The 14,106-nt window shown below is 34.2% G+C and carries 12 protein-coding genes, 1 riboswitch and 2 other annotated features; of the genes, 9 read left to right on the forward strand and 3 right to left on the reverse strand.

The genetic code is table 11. The features are described 5' to 3' along the window. The first annotated feature begins 45 nt into the window (after positions 1-45). Positions 46-993 carry an MBL fold metallo-hydrolase gene (locus C564_RS0124570; protein WP_018767208.1) on the forward strand — a complete coding sequence of 316 codons (948 nt, stop codon included), beginning with the start codon at positions 46-48 and terminating at the stop codon, positions 991-993. Positions 994-1,056: 63 nt separating this feature from the next. On the opposite strand, the gene C564_RS0124575 is transcribed toward C564_RS0124570, so the two are convergent. Both C564_RS0124575 and C564_RS0124580 read right to left on the reverse strand, forming a co-directional pair. Beyond that, positions 1,057-2,424 (reverse strand): alanine/glycine:cation symporter family protein, encoded by a 1,368-nt coding sequence (locus C564_RS0124575; RefSeq protein WP_018767209.1) that lies wholly within the window; start codon positions 2,422-2,424, stop codon positions 1,057-1,059. Positions 2,425-2,530: 106 nt separating this feature from the next. Beyond that, positions 2,531-2,653, reverse strand: a riboswitch (glycine riboswitch). A gap of 270 nt (positions 2,654-2,923) precedes the next feature. After that, positions 2,924-3,508: a hypothetical protein gene (locus C564_RS0124580; protein ID WP_018767210.1), complete on the reverse strand. Its 585-nt coding sequence runs from the start codon at positions 3,506-3,508 to the stop codon at positions 2,924-2,926. Between the two features lie 195 nt (positions 3,509-3,703). Between C564_RS0124580 and C564_RS0124585 the strand changes: the two genes are divergently transcribed. Further along, on the forward strand, positions 3,704-4,012 hold the full coding sequence (locus C564_RS0124585) for a hypothetical protein (RefSeq protein ID WP_018767211.1): 309 nt from the start codon (positions 3,704-3,706) through the stop codon (positions 4,010-4,012). 160 nt (positions 4,013-4,172) lie between these two features. Here the strand turns inward: C564_RS0124585 and C564_RS33780 are convergent, their stop codons facing one another. Next, complete coding sequence (locus C564_RS33780; RefSeq protein ID WP_018767212.1) at positions 4,173-4,859, reverse strand: hypothetical protein; 687 nt, start codon at positions 4,857-4,859, stop codon at positions 4,173-4,175. A 142-nt stretch (positions 4,860-5,001) separates the two neighbouring features. Between C564_RS33780 and C564_RS0124595 the strand changes: the two genes are divergently transcribed. The 7 genes from C564_RS0124595 to C564_RS35370 all read left to right on the forward strand — a co-directional run. Beyond that, positions 5,002-5,820, forward strand: coding sequence for a hypothetical protein (locus C564_RS0124595; protein WP_018767213.1), 819 nt, complete (start codon positions 5,002-5,004; stop codon positions 5,818-5,820). A gap of 108 nt (positions 5,821-5,928) precedes the next feature. After that, a complete protein-coding gene (locus C564_RS0124600) occupies positions 5,929-6,549 on the forward strand; it encodes a DUF4937 domain-containing protein (protein ID WP_003197649.1) in 621 nt (206 codons plus the stop codon). Between the two features lie 282 nt (positions 6,550-6,831). Beyond that, positions 6,832-7,539, forward strand: coding sequence for a 23S rRNA pseudouridine(2604) synthase RluF (rluF, locus tag C564_RS0124605; protein ID WP_003197651.1), 708 nt, complete (start codon positions 6,832-6,834; stop codon positions 7,537-7,539). A gap of 300 nt (positions 7,540-7,839) precedes the next feature. Then, positions 7,840-8,066, forward strand: a binding site (T-box leader). 36 nt (positions 8,067-8,102) lie between these two features. Continuing rightward, positions 8,103-8,330 (forward strand) — a binding site (T-box leader). 46 nt (positions 8,331-8,376) lie between these two features. Further along, positions 8,377-10,302, forward strand: a complete 1,926-nt coding sequence (thrS, locus tag C564_RS0124610; protein WP_018767214.1) for a threonine--tRNA ligase — start codon at positions 8,377-8,379, stop codon at positions 10,300-10,302. Between the two features lie 548 nt (positions 10,303-10,850). After that, on the forward strand, positions 10,851-11,618 hold the full coding sequence (locus C564_RS0124615; RefSeq protein WP_026008700.1) for an ABC transporter ATP-binding protein: 768 nt from the start codon (positions 10,851-10,853) through the stop codon (positions 11,616-11,618). Positions 11,619-11,629: 11 nt separating this feature from the next. Further along, positions 11,630-13,510 (forward strand): FtsX-like permease family protein, encoded by a 1,881-nt coding sequence (locus tag C564_RS0124620; RefSeq protein ID WP_018767216.1) that lies wholly within the window; start codon positions 11,630-11,632, stop codon positions 13,508-13,510. A 312-nt stretch (positions 13,511-13,822) separates the two neighbouring features. After that, positions 13,823-14,106, forward strand: a 284-nt coding sequence (locus C564_RS35370) for an IS6 family transposase (protein ID WP_155896292.1), incomplete at its 3' end; no start/stop codon positions are given.

Consider the following 14,106-nt stretch of genomic DNA (forward strand, 5'->3'; position numbering starts at 1 on the left):
TAGCTTAGTATTCAAATACACTGAGAATAGAAGGAGAGGAAAGAAATGTATAAAGAATGTAGTAGCGAACATTTTACGATTGAGAAATTAAATGATGGTATTTACGCGGCAATTGCAAAAGAAGGAGGAGGCTCCTTAGCCAATGCCGGTTTTGTTGATATAGGAGATCAAACGATTATTTTTGATACGTTTAACACACAACAAGCAGCTGCAGATTTAAAGGAGATAGCAGAAGAAATAACAGGTCATTCTATATCATGGGTTATTAATAGTCATTGGCACGGAGACCATATTCGTGGAAATCAAGTTTTTAAAAATTGTAATATCATATCTAGTCATAAAACATACGAGCAAATGGCAGAAATTCATCCTTCCAAAATTGATAAACAGAAACAAGACATAGAAGGTTTACATACATATATACAATCCCTACAAGATCAATTCACTCAAACAAATGATGAAAGCTTACGAAAACAGATTTCATTCTTAAATCAGTTAGCGATTTCATTACCCACACTGCGACTTGTATTACCTCAATATTCTTTCCAAAATGAATTTACTATACATGGTTCGAAGAGAACTGCAAAATTGATTACGTTAGGCGGAGGGCATTCCGTTTGTGATACGATTCTTTACTTACCTAAAGAGAAGGTTTGTTTTATGGGTGATTTGTTATTTGTGAAATCACATCCTACTTTTTTTGAAGAATCTAATCTTCAAGAATGGAAGGGTATGTTAGAAATGATTGAGGAATTTGAAATTGAAAAGGTAGTACCAGGACATGGCCCTGTAGGTGTAAAAACAGACTTGAGAAAAGTGATAGAGTACATGGAGAAATTAACGTTATTAGTTAGAGAGAATACAAGTATTGATGAGATCGAATGTCCGAATGCTTATAAAAATTGGTATGCTCCTGAGGTTTTCACATCAAACTTAAAGTATTTAAAAAAAGTAATGGAATTATCAATTTTGCAAAGTAATGTTACGAAATAAAGAAATAATACAAATAAAGGGTATCCTATTTCTATATGGGATACCCTTGGCATTAAATGTTGATTAACTTGCTATTTTTTTATTTGATGTTTTGAGTTTTTCAGCTTGTAAGAAACGATGTGTTTCTGCTACCACAACACCACTTAATCCAATTAGACCGATTAAGTTTGGAATAGCCATAAGTCCGTTTGCGATATCAGCAAATGTCCAAACGATTCCGAGTTTTAAGTTGGCACCAATTGCAATCATTACAATGAAGATGGCTTTATAGTATTTCACAGCACCTTGTCCGAATAAATAAGCTACACATTTTTCACCATAATAAGACCATCCTAAAATAGTGGAGTAGGCAAATAATATGATTGCAATACCAAGTATCATACTACCAGTATCGCCAAATACAGATTGGAAAGCGAGTGTTGTTGCTTCAACACCAGTTTTTCCAGATTTCCAGGCACCTGTTGTAATTAATACTAAACCAGTAATTGTACAAACAATAAAGGTATCGAGGAAAGTTCCTGTCATTGACACAAGCGCTTGTTTGGCAGGTGAATCTGTTTTTGCAGCAGCAGCAGCAATTGGAGCGCTTCCTAAGCCTGCTTCATTGGCAAATACTCCGCGTGCCATCCCAATTTGAATAGCAGAAGCAACGGTTGCACCGATAAAACCACCAGCCGCTGCAGTACCTTGAAATGCACCAGAAAAAATAAGTGAAAATGCTTCTGGGACTTGATCAAAGTGATAAAAAATAATAATGAGACCAGAAATTACATAAAAGAAAGCTTTAAGTGGAACGAAAAATCCAGTGACTTTCCCGATTTTTTTTACGCCACCTAAAATAACAATCGCAATTAAGAAAGCCATTAATATACCAGTTAAAGCAGGGGGAAACGAAAAGTTTATTCTCATAGCTTCTGCAACGGAATTCGATTGCACCATATTTCCGATTCCAAAAGAAGCGGTTGTTCCGAAAATGGCAAATAAAATAGCAAGCCATTTTTTCCCTAAACCACGTTCTAAGTAATACATTGGACCACCGGAATATTCGCCGTTTTCATTACTTACACGATATTTTACCGCGAGGATTGCTTCTGCATATTTCGTGGCCATACCGAACAAGGCAGTGATCCACATCCAAAATATTGCCCCTGGCCCACCGATTGTAACAGCTGTTGCGACACCGGCTATATTTCCCATCCCAATAGTTGCGGCCATTGCGGTCATGAGTGCCTGGAAATGACTAATATCTCCCAAAGAAGATGTGTCTTCTGATTTTCGAAATGCTAGTTTGTGAGCGTATAATAGTCTACTAAACTGTAAACCTTTTAGGCGCACTGTGAGAATGATTCCAGTTCCGACTAGAAGGAATAAGGTCGGTAATCCCCATACGTAGTGATTGATTTGTTCTAATACTTTACTTACTGTCTCCATCTTTATTCTCCTTTTAGAAAAAATAAAAAACCACTTCACATAAATGAAATGGTCTCTGGAGAAACAAGGAATAGAAAAATAAACCGATACAAATCGGCGTTTTCTTTCGCTTGTCTCTGTCCTTTTACCTGAGAGATTATCCGCTAATATAAGCGGATTTGCTCCTTCGGTGCTCTGTTTCCTCTGCACTATATGATAGGCGAGAGGGAGTCTCTCCAGAGATTCGTCCCCATGCAGTTCTACTTGTAACCAAGACCTGAGAGTTTCAAAGTTGAATCATCAACTTTTTGCCCCGTCGGTAGATCAATTGACCTTCTCCTGAATGGTTCATCCGAATTATGTGATTAAAAACTTAATTATATTGATATGAAATGATTTTTACATAATCAATAAACAACATTATAGGTTCCTTATAAATGAATTGCAATTATTTTTTATTGGAAGATACTTTTGAACAAAATTTTTATCTTTTAAAATGGAAGGGAATGATGTCGTCAATTTATTTTTTGGTTATCCCTAATATGCCTTCTAGTTCAGCTAACGTAGATAAAGCCATGACAATATTTTGATCAGCAAGACCTAAAGATTGCGTAGCATTTTCTAAACTATCTTTTAAGGGTTTCTCATTGTTTAAGCCTTGCGTAATAGATAATGCGGCATTTTCCATACAATTTGAAGCGGCTATAAACGCGGTTTTAAAATGATTTATTTTCTGCTTCAGTGCAGGGTCTTTCATTTTTTCTTCAGCTTTAAATGTTTCCGTTTTTTTAGAAATCTCGTTGAATTGGTTCGCTATATTATTTATTTTATCCAGTAATTCAGTTGTATTTATGTTACCTGATTTTGAATTTAGTTCAGTCCATGTTGGTAACCATTCCTGTTCCACGATAGTATCGTAGTTTGTAGTAAGTAAATCAATTTGGGATTTTAATTCTTGTTGATAGATTTTTTTATCGATAGGCTCTTTAGTAGTTTGAATTTTTTTCTCTTTCGTGTAGTTCAAAAAAACAATGACTCCAATGCTGGCAATTATCAGCGTGCTAAAAAGACAAAGCCACCATTTTTTATGAAACAATTTTTTCATTTAGTAATTCCTCCTAATATGCAAAACATAAGTTGTATTAATCTATAATAACAAGTTATACGTTTGAAAATTGTTATATTTTGTCGAAAAAAAGATTTGTGAAATAAATGTCCAATAATAAATAGCATTGTATGGTGAAAACCGATAAAACATTAAAGGAGTTTACTTTTATTAACATATAAGGATGAGATTTTGATGGAGAAAAAGAGACGGAAAATATACTCCAATATTATTATGGTAGGAGTTTTAGGAGGGCTATTAGCGCTAATATTTATGACGAAAGAATCAAAGATTAAAGATTTTCCAGTTCCTATGTCAGCTATTCATATTGAAGATGAAAATCAAGCACATTATCAATATATAAGTCTAATGCCTATATCAAAAGCAAAAGGATGGGAAAACCTTGGAGAAGATGGCCATACTGTAGTATTTCAAAAAGGAGATAGGAAGGTAATTGTATTACATTATCCAGGGGAAAATATGTATTACTTGTTTGAAGAGTAGATTAAGATATCAGGGGAATAGGACATAAACAGGATGATTACTTTGTTTGTGTCCTATTTATTATTTAAGATAACAATCCGAGTTCCTTTGCATGTAGTGGGGAAAGACTTAATTTCTGAACGAAAAATGCATGAAGTGAGATTTGTTCTTTGATTTCAACCTATTCGTGATAACAGGAAAATAATGCTTGAATATCATTATTAAAATATTGTTCTACTAGTATACGAATCAATTTCGTACTTCGCCAATAATCATAAAAAGCTCCCGCATATGATCCACTTTCCGCAGACTTGCCGAACTCATTTAAAGGGTAATTACTAAATTCAGCTTGATATATGCTAATTAATTCATCTTCTACCTGCATAATTGTTTTAAATTGTTTATGTGAAATCATTAGTTTTCTTGGTAAATAAAAGCATACGCCTTCTTCAAACCACATCGATTCTTCATCAATTTCATCAAAATCACTATGGAATTCTTCAGCGTGATGTACAAATTCATGTGCAGCAATAGTTGCGATGTCGAGTATATTAAGTTGCTTATAATATTCCTGAGCTTTTTCAAGCTCTTTTCCGTCAGTTACAGATAAGTAGATGTTTTTCCATACATCAATAAGTGGTGTAATATGAATCAAATCACGTGAAGTATAAGCTGGCATAGGAATATTTGAATAAACTTGTGTTGCAGATTCTAAATCGTGAAATACGATTCCTTTTGGTGGTGAGAGGATTGTAACCTTTTCTTGCAATAAAGGTATGAAGCTTTGTAATTCGTTTAGTAGTTTCAAACCTTCTGCTTCAATCTTTTGAATATGAGTTGAATCAGTTACTGAGAATGCGAGTTTCATTGTCAATATACTCTTTTTATTGAATTATTTAGTAAATACATTATAAGCACACCACGATAAGGTGTATTTTTGTTTTTATTCTTAATTTTTTAATTTATAATTAATTTGTATATAACACTTTATATAGAAATGAGCTGATTGATTGTCAATTATTAAGAAAATAGGTCGTTTTTGTCCTGTGGATGATACGGGCTACATTATAAATGATTCACATATCAATAAAATTCAACCAGTTTTTCTGGAGGTAATACAAGAAGTAAAGAATACGTGTTTTCAATCGTTACAGGATGATTTGCATAGCATTTACATTAGAGGGTCTGTTCCAAGAGGGATTGGAATAGAGGGGATTGCAGATATAGACACAATTATATTAGTTCGAAAAGATCCGAGGGCAATAGACTTGGAATGGATCGAAAGTATAGAGCAACAATTGCTTCAAAAATTTGGTTGTATATCTGGAGTGGAATTAAGTTTTTATGATGTTGAAGAAGTGTTACATTCCAGTCGTTTGTCGTTTATAAGTTTTATGATTCAAACACATGGAGTATGTATACTCGGTGAAGATATAAGATCACAGCTACCTAAATATAAAGTAAGTCGAGAATTAGCACGTGAACATCTTATACATTTACAGCCACAAATTGAACAAGCATGTAAAGAATTAATTCATAATAAAGGTAGGGAAGATATATTAGATTGTTGCCGCTGGATTATGAAAATCATAGTTAGAGCAGGATTAGCATTAACAATTGATAAAGAAGGACTTTATTCTAGAGACCTTCATCCAGCGTATGAGTTGTTTAGTAAGCATTTTCCAGAGCAAGAACAAAGTATGAGGAAAGCGCTGCAATATGCAGTTAACCCTATAGACGACATAACAGAAATTTTGTCTTTTTTAGAGCTACTGGGAGATTGGATGATAAAAGAAGCGAATCAGTATTTTAAAAAAACAATTGAATAGATTGTAATTTTATTATGTAAATAAAAGTGTTTGATTTTTTAAATAGTAGGTGAAGAAATAGCAATCATTGCAAAAGGAATACGGAATATATAATTAGGGGGGATCTATATGTTATTAAAAACGATATTTTGTCAGGTAGAAAAAGAGAAAAAGGGTTTGTTTTCAGAGGCGCAAGAGAAATGGAGAGGTTTACAAAATCTAGAGGGATTTTATGGACAGTTCGGGGGCTGGAATGAAGATGAGGCCTGTATATTTACTGTATGGGAAAACATGAATACATATCAAAAATTTATGAATGAAATGCATGATCCAATTTTTCATAATAGCAATCAAAAGGATACGTATGTATCTTGTGAAATAGAGTTATTTCAAACGTTATTTGATATAAAAGCTACTCCATTTACGAATGTACTTGCAAAAAATCTATTTGTCAGAGCAGCAGTTTGTGATGTGAAAAGAGACAGGGAAGAGAACTTTTTACATATACAAGAAACAATTTGGAATAAAGGAATGGAAAAATCAGAAGGAATGTTAGGCGGCGTTGTGGGAAGATCTCTTAAAAACTCCAATCGCTATGTCGTCCTTTCTTTTTGGGAAAATGAAATGTCACATCAGCGTTATGTGAAAGAAATTTTTCCTGGATTATATGAGTTAGCTAATGTAACCGAGGATGTTGAAAATATAAATGGAAAGCAAGTTGTGTGTATAAAAGAATGGTCTGTATATTAATTATAAAAAAAGTGAATAAATGGTGTATATCTAGGATGAATGATTTTAGTAGTTATAGTTGTATGAATTATTAGTTTAAAAGTAGAAGGCATGCAGCGAATGTATTATTGGTATGTAGTTCAATAAGACGAACTCTTTTCTTTTAAACATGAAAATTATAGAAGACGTCAGATACCCTTTCGTGTTAATATATTTAAGTTATATTAGGAGGCTTACCCTTTTGTTATTGTACGGTAGAAGCAGTGTGAGCTTGAAATTTTTAGAAAAAAGGATGTGCCTAACTTGCGTATAAATAAATTTATTAGTGAATCTGGAAAAGCATCTAGACGCGGAGCAGATAAGTTAATTAATGAAAGAAGAGTAATTATTAACGGAAAGGTTGCAAAAATAGGTGACCAAGTACAACCAGGTGATGACGTCCGAGTAAATGGAGAGCAGCTTCGAATTGCTCGAGACCATGTGTATATCGCTTTAAATAAACCAGTAGGTATTACATGTACAAGTGAAAAGGCAGTTAAAGGTAACATTATCGATTTAGTGAATCATCCTTTACGAATTAATCACGTTGGACGTCTTGATAAAGATTCAGACGGTTTAATTTTGTTAACGAATGATGGCGATATTATTAATGAAATTTTACGTGCTGAAAATAAACATGAAAAAGAATATATTGTTTCAGTAGATAAACCGATTACGCCTGAATTTTTAAAAGAAATGGCAGCGGGTGTTAAAATTTTAGGAACAAAAACACTTCCTTGTGAAATAACACAGTTATCAAAATATGAATTCCAAATTATTTTAACACAAGGATTAAATCGCCAAATTCGTCGTATGTGTGAAGCTTTAGGTTATCAAGTATACACATTAAAACGTACGCGAATTATGAATATCCAGTTGAATAATTTACCAGTTGGACAGTGGAGAGATTTAACGAAGAAAGAGAAAAAAAGATTATTTGCAGACTTAAACTACGAACCACAAGATTGGTAAAAAAGATAGGGTAATCCGAAACAGTGAATTGTTTTGGTTTATTCTCTCTTTTTTTATCCCGCATTAATAGGCAGTAAGACCCCCACCTCAAGATTCAGAGAAAAACGAGGAAAATAGTTGGGGAATCAACTGCTCGTAAAAGCCCGATTGGTGAGGGATGATAATCAGTGGGGATGAGAAAAGCCCTCACTGATTAAAGTTTCACTTTATGTTTGGAAATCTTTTTTTATTTTTATTTTTAAAACACTTGCCAAAATAAATGGAATAGGATATATTAAACAACAATTAATGGATGTTGTTTTAAAAGCAAAGAAAAGGACACGAGTTATTTTTAACGGTTGTACAGAGAAGGAAGGAACGCTGAGAACTTCCTAACGCAGTGAAATAACTTACCACCTTAGAGCTGCACTGGGGAAATAAAAGTATCTAGTGCCGTGTAAGCGACGTTACCGCAAAAGAAGCCATTGTATGTTTAATATGATGGGAATCTGGGTGGAACCACGAATATAAGCATATTCGTCCCTATTATTAGGGATGAGTATGCTTTTTTATTTTTAATTTCATAATAAGCGAAGAAAAGGACACGAGTTATTTTTAACGGTTATACAGAGAGGGAAGGAGTGCTGAGAACTTCCTAACGCAGTGAAATAACTTACCACCTTAGAGCTGCACTGGGGAAAATAAAAGTATCTAGTGCCGTGTAAGCGACGTTACCGCGAAAGAAGCCATTGTATGTTTAGTATGATGGGAATCTGGGTGGAACCACGGGTAAAAGCACGCTCGTCCCTATTATTAGGGATGAGTGTGCTTTTTTATTTATGAAATGGAGCGATTAAAATGAGAGAACAGATGATTAACATTATTTTTCCAGATGGTAGTGCCAAAGACTATGTAAAAGGAATTACTCTAGAAGAGATTGCAGCCTCAATTAGTTCAAGTTTAAAAAAGAAAGCAGTAGCCGGAAAGGTGAATGATCAATTATTTGACTTACGTCGAAATATCGAACAGGATGCCAAAATTCAAATTATAACTATGGATTCAGAGGAAGGAATAGAAGTTGCAAGACATACTTCTGCACATATATTAGCGCAAGCTGTAAAGAGAATATACGGTGATGTAAAACTTGGCGTAGGACCTGTTATAGAAAATGGTTTTTATTATGATATGGATCTTCCAAGTAGTATAGGTATTGAAGACTTACCTAAACTTAAAAAAGAAATGAAGAATATTGTGAATGAAAATTTGAAAATAGAGCGAGTTGAAATCACTCGAAAAGAAGCAGAAAAGCTTTTCCAAGATGTAAATGATCACCTAAAGTTGGAGCTTTTAGAAGCAATCCCTGAAAATGAGATTGTAACAATTTATAAACAAGGAGAATTTGTTGATTTATGTCGTGGTCCACATTTACCGTCAACTGGCTACTTGAAAGCATTTCAATTAACTCACGTTTCCGGTGCATATTGGCGCGGGGATAGTAATAATCAAGTGCTTCAGCGTATATATGGCGTTGCGTTTTCTTCTCAAAAAGAATTAGAAAGCTATTTGCATTTTGTAGAAGAAGCAGCAAAGAGAAACCATCGTAAGTTAGGAAATGAACTTGAATTATTTATGTTCTCGGAAGAAGCACCAGGAATGCCTTTTTATTTACCGAAAGGACAAATGGTTCGAAATGAATTAGAGTCTTTTTTAAGAGAAATACAACAAAACTACGATTACCAAGAAGTGCGTACTCCCATTATGATGAATCAGGGGCTATGGGAAGAATCAGGGCACTGGGATCATTATAAAGATAATATGTATTTTTCAGAGGTAGACAACAAAAGCTTTGCATTAAAACCGATGAATTGCCCTGGACACATGCTTATCTTTAAAAATAAGCTACATTCATATCGCGATTTACCAATTCGAATGTGTGAATTTGGTCAAGTACATCGCCACGAATTCAGCGGTGCATTAAATGGATTATTAAGAGTTCGTACATTTTGTCAGGATGATGCACATTTATTTGTGACACCTGATCAAATAGAAAGTGAAATAAAGTCAGTGTTAAAACAAATTGACTATGTCTATAGAACATTCGGTTTTGAATATGAAGTGGAGCTTTCAACAAGACCTGAAGATTCAATGGGTGATGATGAGCTATGGAACCAAGCTGAATCGTCTCTCGAGAATGTGCTGAAATCATTAAATTATAACTATAGAGTGAACGAAGGAGATGGCGCATTTTACGGACCTAAAATTGATTTTCATATTAAAGATGCTTTACAAAGAAGCCATCAATGTGGAACAGTTCAGCTTGATTTCCAAATGCCAGAGAAATTTGACTTGAATTATATTGATGAAAGAAATGAGAAAAGAAGACCGGTTGTTATTCACCGTGCTGTATTAGGCTCTTTTGATCGTTTCCTAGGAATACTAATTGAACATTTCGGAGGGGCATTCCCAACATGGTTGGCTCCGGTTCAAATAAAGGTGATTCCTGTTTCCAATCAAGTACATGAACAATATACAAAGGAAATTGAAGAAAAGTTAAAGAGCGTTGGCCTTCGCGCCGAACGAGATGCTCGTAGTGAAAAACTAGGGTATAAAATACGAGAGGCACAGCTCCAAAAGATACCATACATTCTTGTTATTGGGGATAAAGAAATGGAAAATGGATCTGTAAATGTGCGTAAATATGGTGAAGAAAAATCTGAAGTGGTTTCGCTATCTGCATTTATGGAAAGTATACGGAAGGAAGTTTATAATAAAGGATCTAAGTAATAAATCATAAATCAATCAGGTTGAAACACACTACTTTAAGTAAGTAGTGTGTTTTTTACTATCATAAAGAAATTATTTGAAGTTGTTCGTCGTTAAAAATCATTTTTAACCTGTTTATTTTCTACTTTCCATCCATCATTCTTCTTTTTAATCTCTAAAACTATATTCATTCCACTAGATTCCTTGTAAAGGATATAACCATGGTCTGATTTAATATATGTCGACGGCTCTTCTCTCCATTTTTACTTATTTTAAATTATGTTTGTCTTAATATATTTAGAAGCGCCCGCTTCTAAGCAAAGTGTAGGTGGGGGATTTTAGGTTGTTATTTTTGTCCCTTACAAAAATGTAAGGTGAATGTAAGATAAATCGCAGGAAGATTGTGAGTAAAAGTGAGAATATTAAAAAAGAAAGTAAAGGATAGAAGATTTTTTATCAATTTTGTTATAAAAAAATGAAAAATTAAAAAAATCTTAAGAATTTATGTAGGAGAAATCTAAGAAATGTATGACAAAGTAATGATATACAAAAGGGATGGAGTGATAGGAATGGCAACAAATGTAGTGACAGTAGAAAGTGTGGAGAAAACATATGGCAAAAGAAATGAAAGCCAGTCAAAAGCATTAAGAGGGGTATCGCTTACGATACAAGAAGGGGAATTCGTTGGGATTATGGGACCTTCTGGATCTGGAAAAACGACACTACTAAATGTAATTAGTACACTTGATCATGCGACAGGAGGAAGTGTGACGATAGCAGGCACAGATATTACTTCAATGAAGGGGAACGCTTTATCAGATTTCCGTTCTCAAAAACTGGGGTTTATTTTTCAAGATTTTAATTTGCTTGAAAATCTCTCGATCTATGAGAATATTGCTTTGCCACTTTCACTACAAGGAGTGCCTTTAAGTGAGATAAGCGGGAAAGTAAATGAGGTTGCACAGAAATTAGATATTGTTGAAATTTTAACAAAATATCCATCAGCTGTCTCTGGTGGACAAAAACAAAGAACAGCTGCAGCACGAGCTTTAGTACATAATCCGGCCATTGTATTAGCGGATGAACCAACAGGAGCACTTGATAGCAAAAATGCGAAGAGTTTATTAGAAGCGATGCAAGACTTACATGAAAATCATAGAGTAAGTATATTAATGGTAACGCATGATGCATTTAGTGCAAGTTATTGTGAGCGGATTCTATTTATTCAAGATGGGCTACTCTATAAAGAATTGAAACGCCAAGGAACACGAGAGGATTTCTATCAAGATATTTTAGGTGTGCTTGCTCATATGGGCTCAGCGGCTGAATCCAAATAGGGGGCGAGATCATGTTATTGAAATTATCACGTCATAGTATGAAAAAAATGTTAAAGGACTATCTTGTTTTGCTTGTTGGTCTTGTCATTAGTATCAGTATTTTCTATATGTTTCAAACGATGGCGATTAACAGCCGATTTACAAAAGATAATAGTATGATTAATAGTATTCGCCTTGTATTTTGGGTTGGTGCTGTCTTACTTTCCTTCATTACGGTCTTTTATATCGTATATGCGAATTCCTTTTTACTTACATTGCGCAGGAAAGAGCTTGGTATGTATATGATGCTCGGTGCAAAGAAGAAAAAAGTAGCCCAGTTATTATTTATCGAAACATTCGGTATGGGAATTATCAGCATTATTATTGGGATTATTGTAGGAATATTACTAGCAAGTGCAGCGGGGAATTTTTTAATGAATGGTTTAGAAATTTCGGCGAAAGGCTATGCACCATTTTATATACCTGCAGTTCTTGTTACATGTGGATTCTTCTTGGTCTTATTTATTATTACTGGATTTATCAATAGTATACGGTTATTGCGTCAAACTGAACTTGAGCTACTTCGTGAAGATGAAACACAAGATACAATAGAAAAGAGTAAACGTCGCGTTATCATTTTTACTGTAATGGGAGTGTTACTGTTAGGAACAGGATACTATTCTATACTGCATATAGACAAGTTACGTGAAATAGGATTTATACTAGCAACGGGTGCTACAACGATAGGGACATATTTTATTTTTAGTTCATTGTTACCATTGTTTGTAACAAAGTTAAAAAACAACAAAAAACGAAATGAAACAGGTTTAAATAGTTTTACATATGCTCAGCTTCGTTTTCGAATAAATAGTTTATCTCGGGTACTTGGGACTGTCGCGATGCTAATTGCACTTGGTGCAGGGGCGATGACAGCTGGAATGGCTTTTCAAAAAAATGTTGGTATTATGACGGATTTTTCTCGAGTCTATGATGCGACAATTCATGATCCGAATGAAAAAGATATAGCCGCATTAAAACAAATGAAAATTGAAGAGCAACGAACTTATAAATATAAAGTGGACGGGGAAGCAGTCTATTATTTACGAGAAGATTTAACTGCAAAGCCACCACTCATTTCTGATCATCAAGATACAAAGAATGTCAAAGAGCCTGTACGTAAACGTGTAAAAGAACCATTAACGGAACCTCTTTATACATCTATGGAAGCACCTGAGGAAGCAAGTAAACTTCCACATATGCCAAGTGATTGGAATGATGCAATCATAAGAGAAGTTCAAGTTACACACAATCAATTCAACGGGAAACCTGTTCGAATTGCAGATAAGGACCATTATAAAAACATTCAAGGAACAGAACATAGTGTCACGCTAGTGCAAGTGGATGACTTACAAAAATATAAACCGTTGTTAATAGATATTGATCAACGACAAAAAGAGTTAGTAGAAAAAGAAAAAGGCGGAAAAGTAGAATTATATACAAAAATGACAACTTACCAATTTATGAATAGTTTCATGAGCGGTACGATGTTTATGGGATTCTTCCTTGGAATTGCATTCTTAGCTATGATGGCGAGCTCTCTTATGTTTAAAATTTTAACAGGAGCTTCTCGTGATGTACGTCGCTATGAAATGCTTCGAAAAATTGGAGTACGCCGTAGTATGTTGTCGCGTAGTATCTATAAAGAAATTTCATATCTCTTTATCTTCCCGGCTATCATTGGTATTTCACATATTTTAGTAGGACTTAACTTGTTCCGCCTCTTCTTAGTTGATCCGTTTGTAAAAGTGTGGATGCCAATTGGAATTTTTCTTATTATTTATGTTGTATATTACTGGATAACGGTGCAACTATATAAAGGAATGGTTTTGCCAAAAGAACAAGTTTCAAAGTAATAATGAATGAGATAATTTGCTGGCAGAATGAAAAAACACGCTTACTTTCATTATCAAGACCTAAAAGTTAAAAATCCTCAAAAAATAAAGGTAAGTACATATTAGTTATGTTAAATATGTACTTACCTTTTATTTCTCCTTAAACTAAGGCTCCACATTGGCTTAAATATTCCAATGTGCTTCTAATGGAATATTCCCAATATCCGAAACGGGTTCTGGTGCAAAGTTTTCTAAATGAGATCACACTCTAGAAAAAAAGAGTAAGGAGAAACACAAAGGCGATATTTTAAAGGAAAACAGTTCACGAAAGATATTATTTTGGTAGCCGCCCTGTACTACTGTCGTTTTTCTTTAAGTTATCGGGATGTCTCTGAAATTTTAAAAGAACGTGGAATCTCAGTTCACCCAACAACTATCATGCGCTGGGTTCATGAATACGGAAACCTTATCTATCAAATTTGGAAGAAGAAAAATAAAAACGTCCAATTATCTTGGAAGCTAGATGAAACCTATATAAAAGTCAAAGGAAAATGGTGTTATTTATATCGTGCAATAGATAAAGACGGGCATACATTGGATATTCAACTTCGTAAAAA

Origin of the sequence: Bacillus sp. 105MF (assembly GCF_000374885.1) — a bacterium.
Taxonomy (GTDB): Bacteria; Bacillota; Bacilli; order Bacillales; family Bacillaceae_G; genus Bacillus_A; species Bacillus_A pseudomycoides.

Coding starts and splice junctions, on each gene's coding strand:
- C564_RS0124570 (WP_018767208.1), top strand. CDS start 46: ATGTATAAAGAATGTAGTAGCGAACATTTTACGATTGAGAAATTAAAT.
- C564_RS0124575 (WP_018767209.1), bottom strand. CDS start 2,424: ATGGAGACAGTAAGTAAAGTATTAGAACAAATCAATCACTACGTATGG.
- C564_RS0124580 (WP_018767210.1), bottom strand. CDS start 3,508: ATGAAAAAATTGTTTCATAAAAAATGGTGGCTTTGTCTTTTTAGCACG.
- C564_RS0124585 (WP_018767211.1), top strand. CDS start 3,704: ATGGAGAAAAAGAGACGGAAAATATACTCCAATATTATTATGGTAGGA.
- C564_RS33780 (WP_018767212.1), bottom strand. CDS start 4,859: ATGAAACTCGCATTCTCAGTAACTGATTCAACTCATATTCAAAAGATT.
- C564_RS0124600 (WP_003197649.1), top strand. CDS start 5,929: ATGTTATTAAAAACGATATTTTGTCAGGTAGAAAAAGAGAAAAAGGGT.
- thrS (WP_018767214.1), top strand. CDS start 8,377: ATGAGAGAACAGATGATTAACATTATTTTTCCAGATGGTAGTGCCAAA.
- C564_RS0124615 (WP_026008700.1), top strand. CDS start 10,851: ATGGCAACAAATGTAGTGACAGTAGAAAGTGTGGAGAAAACATATGGC.
- C564_RS0124620 (WP_018767216.1), top strand. CDS start 11,630: ATGTTATTGAAATTATCACGTCATAGTATGAAAAAAATGTTAAAGGAC.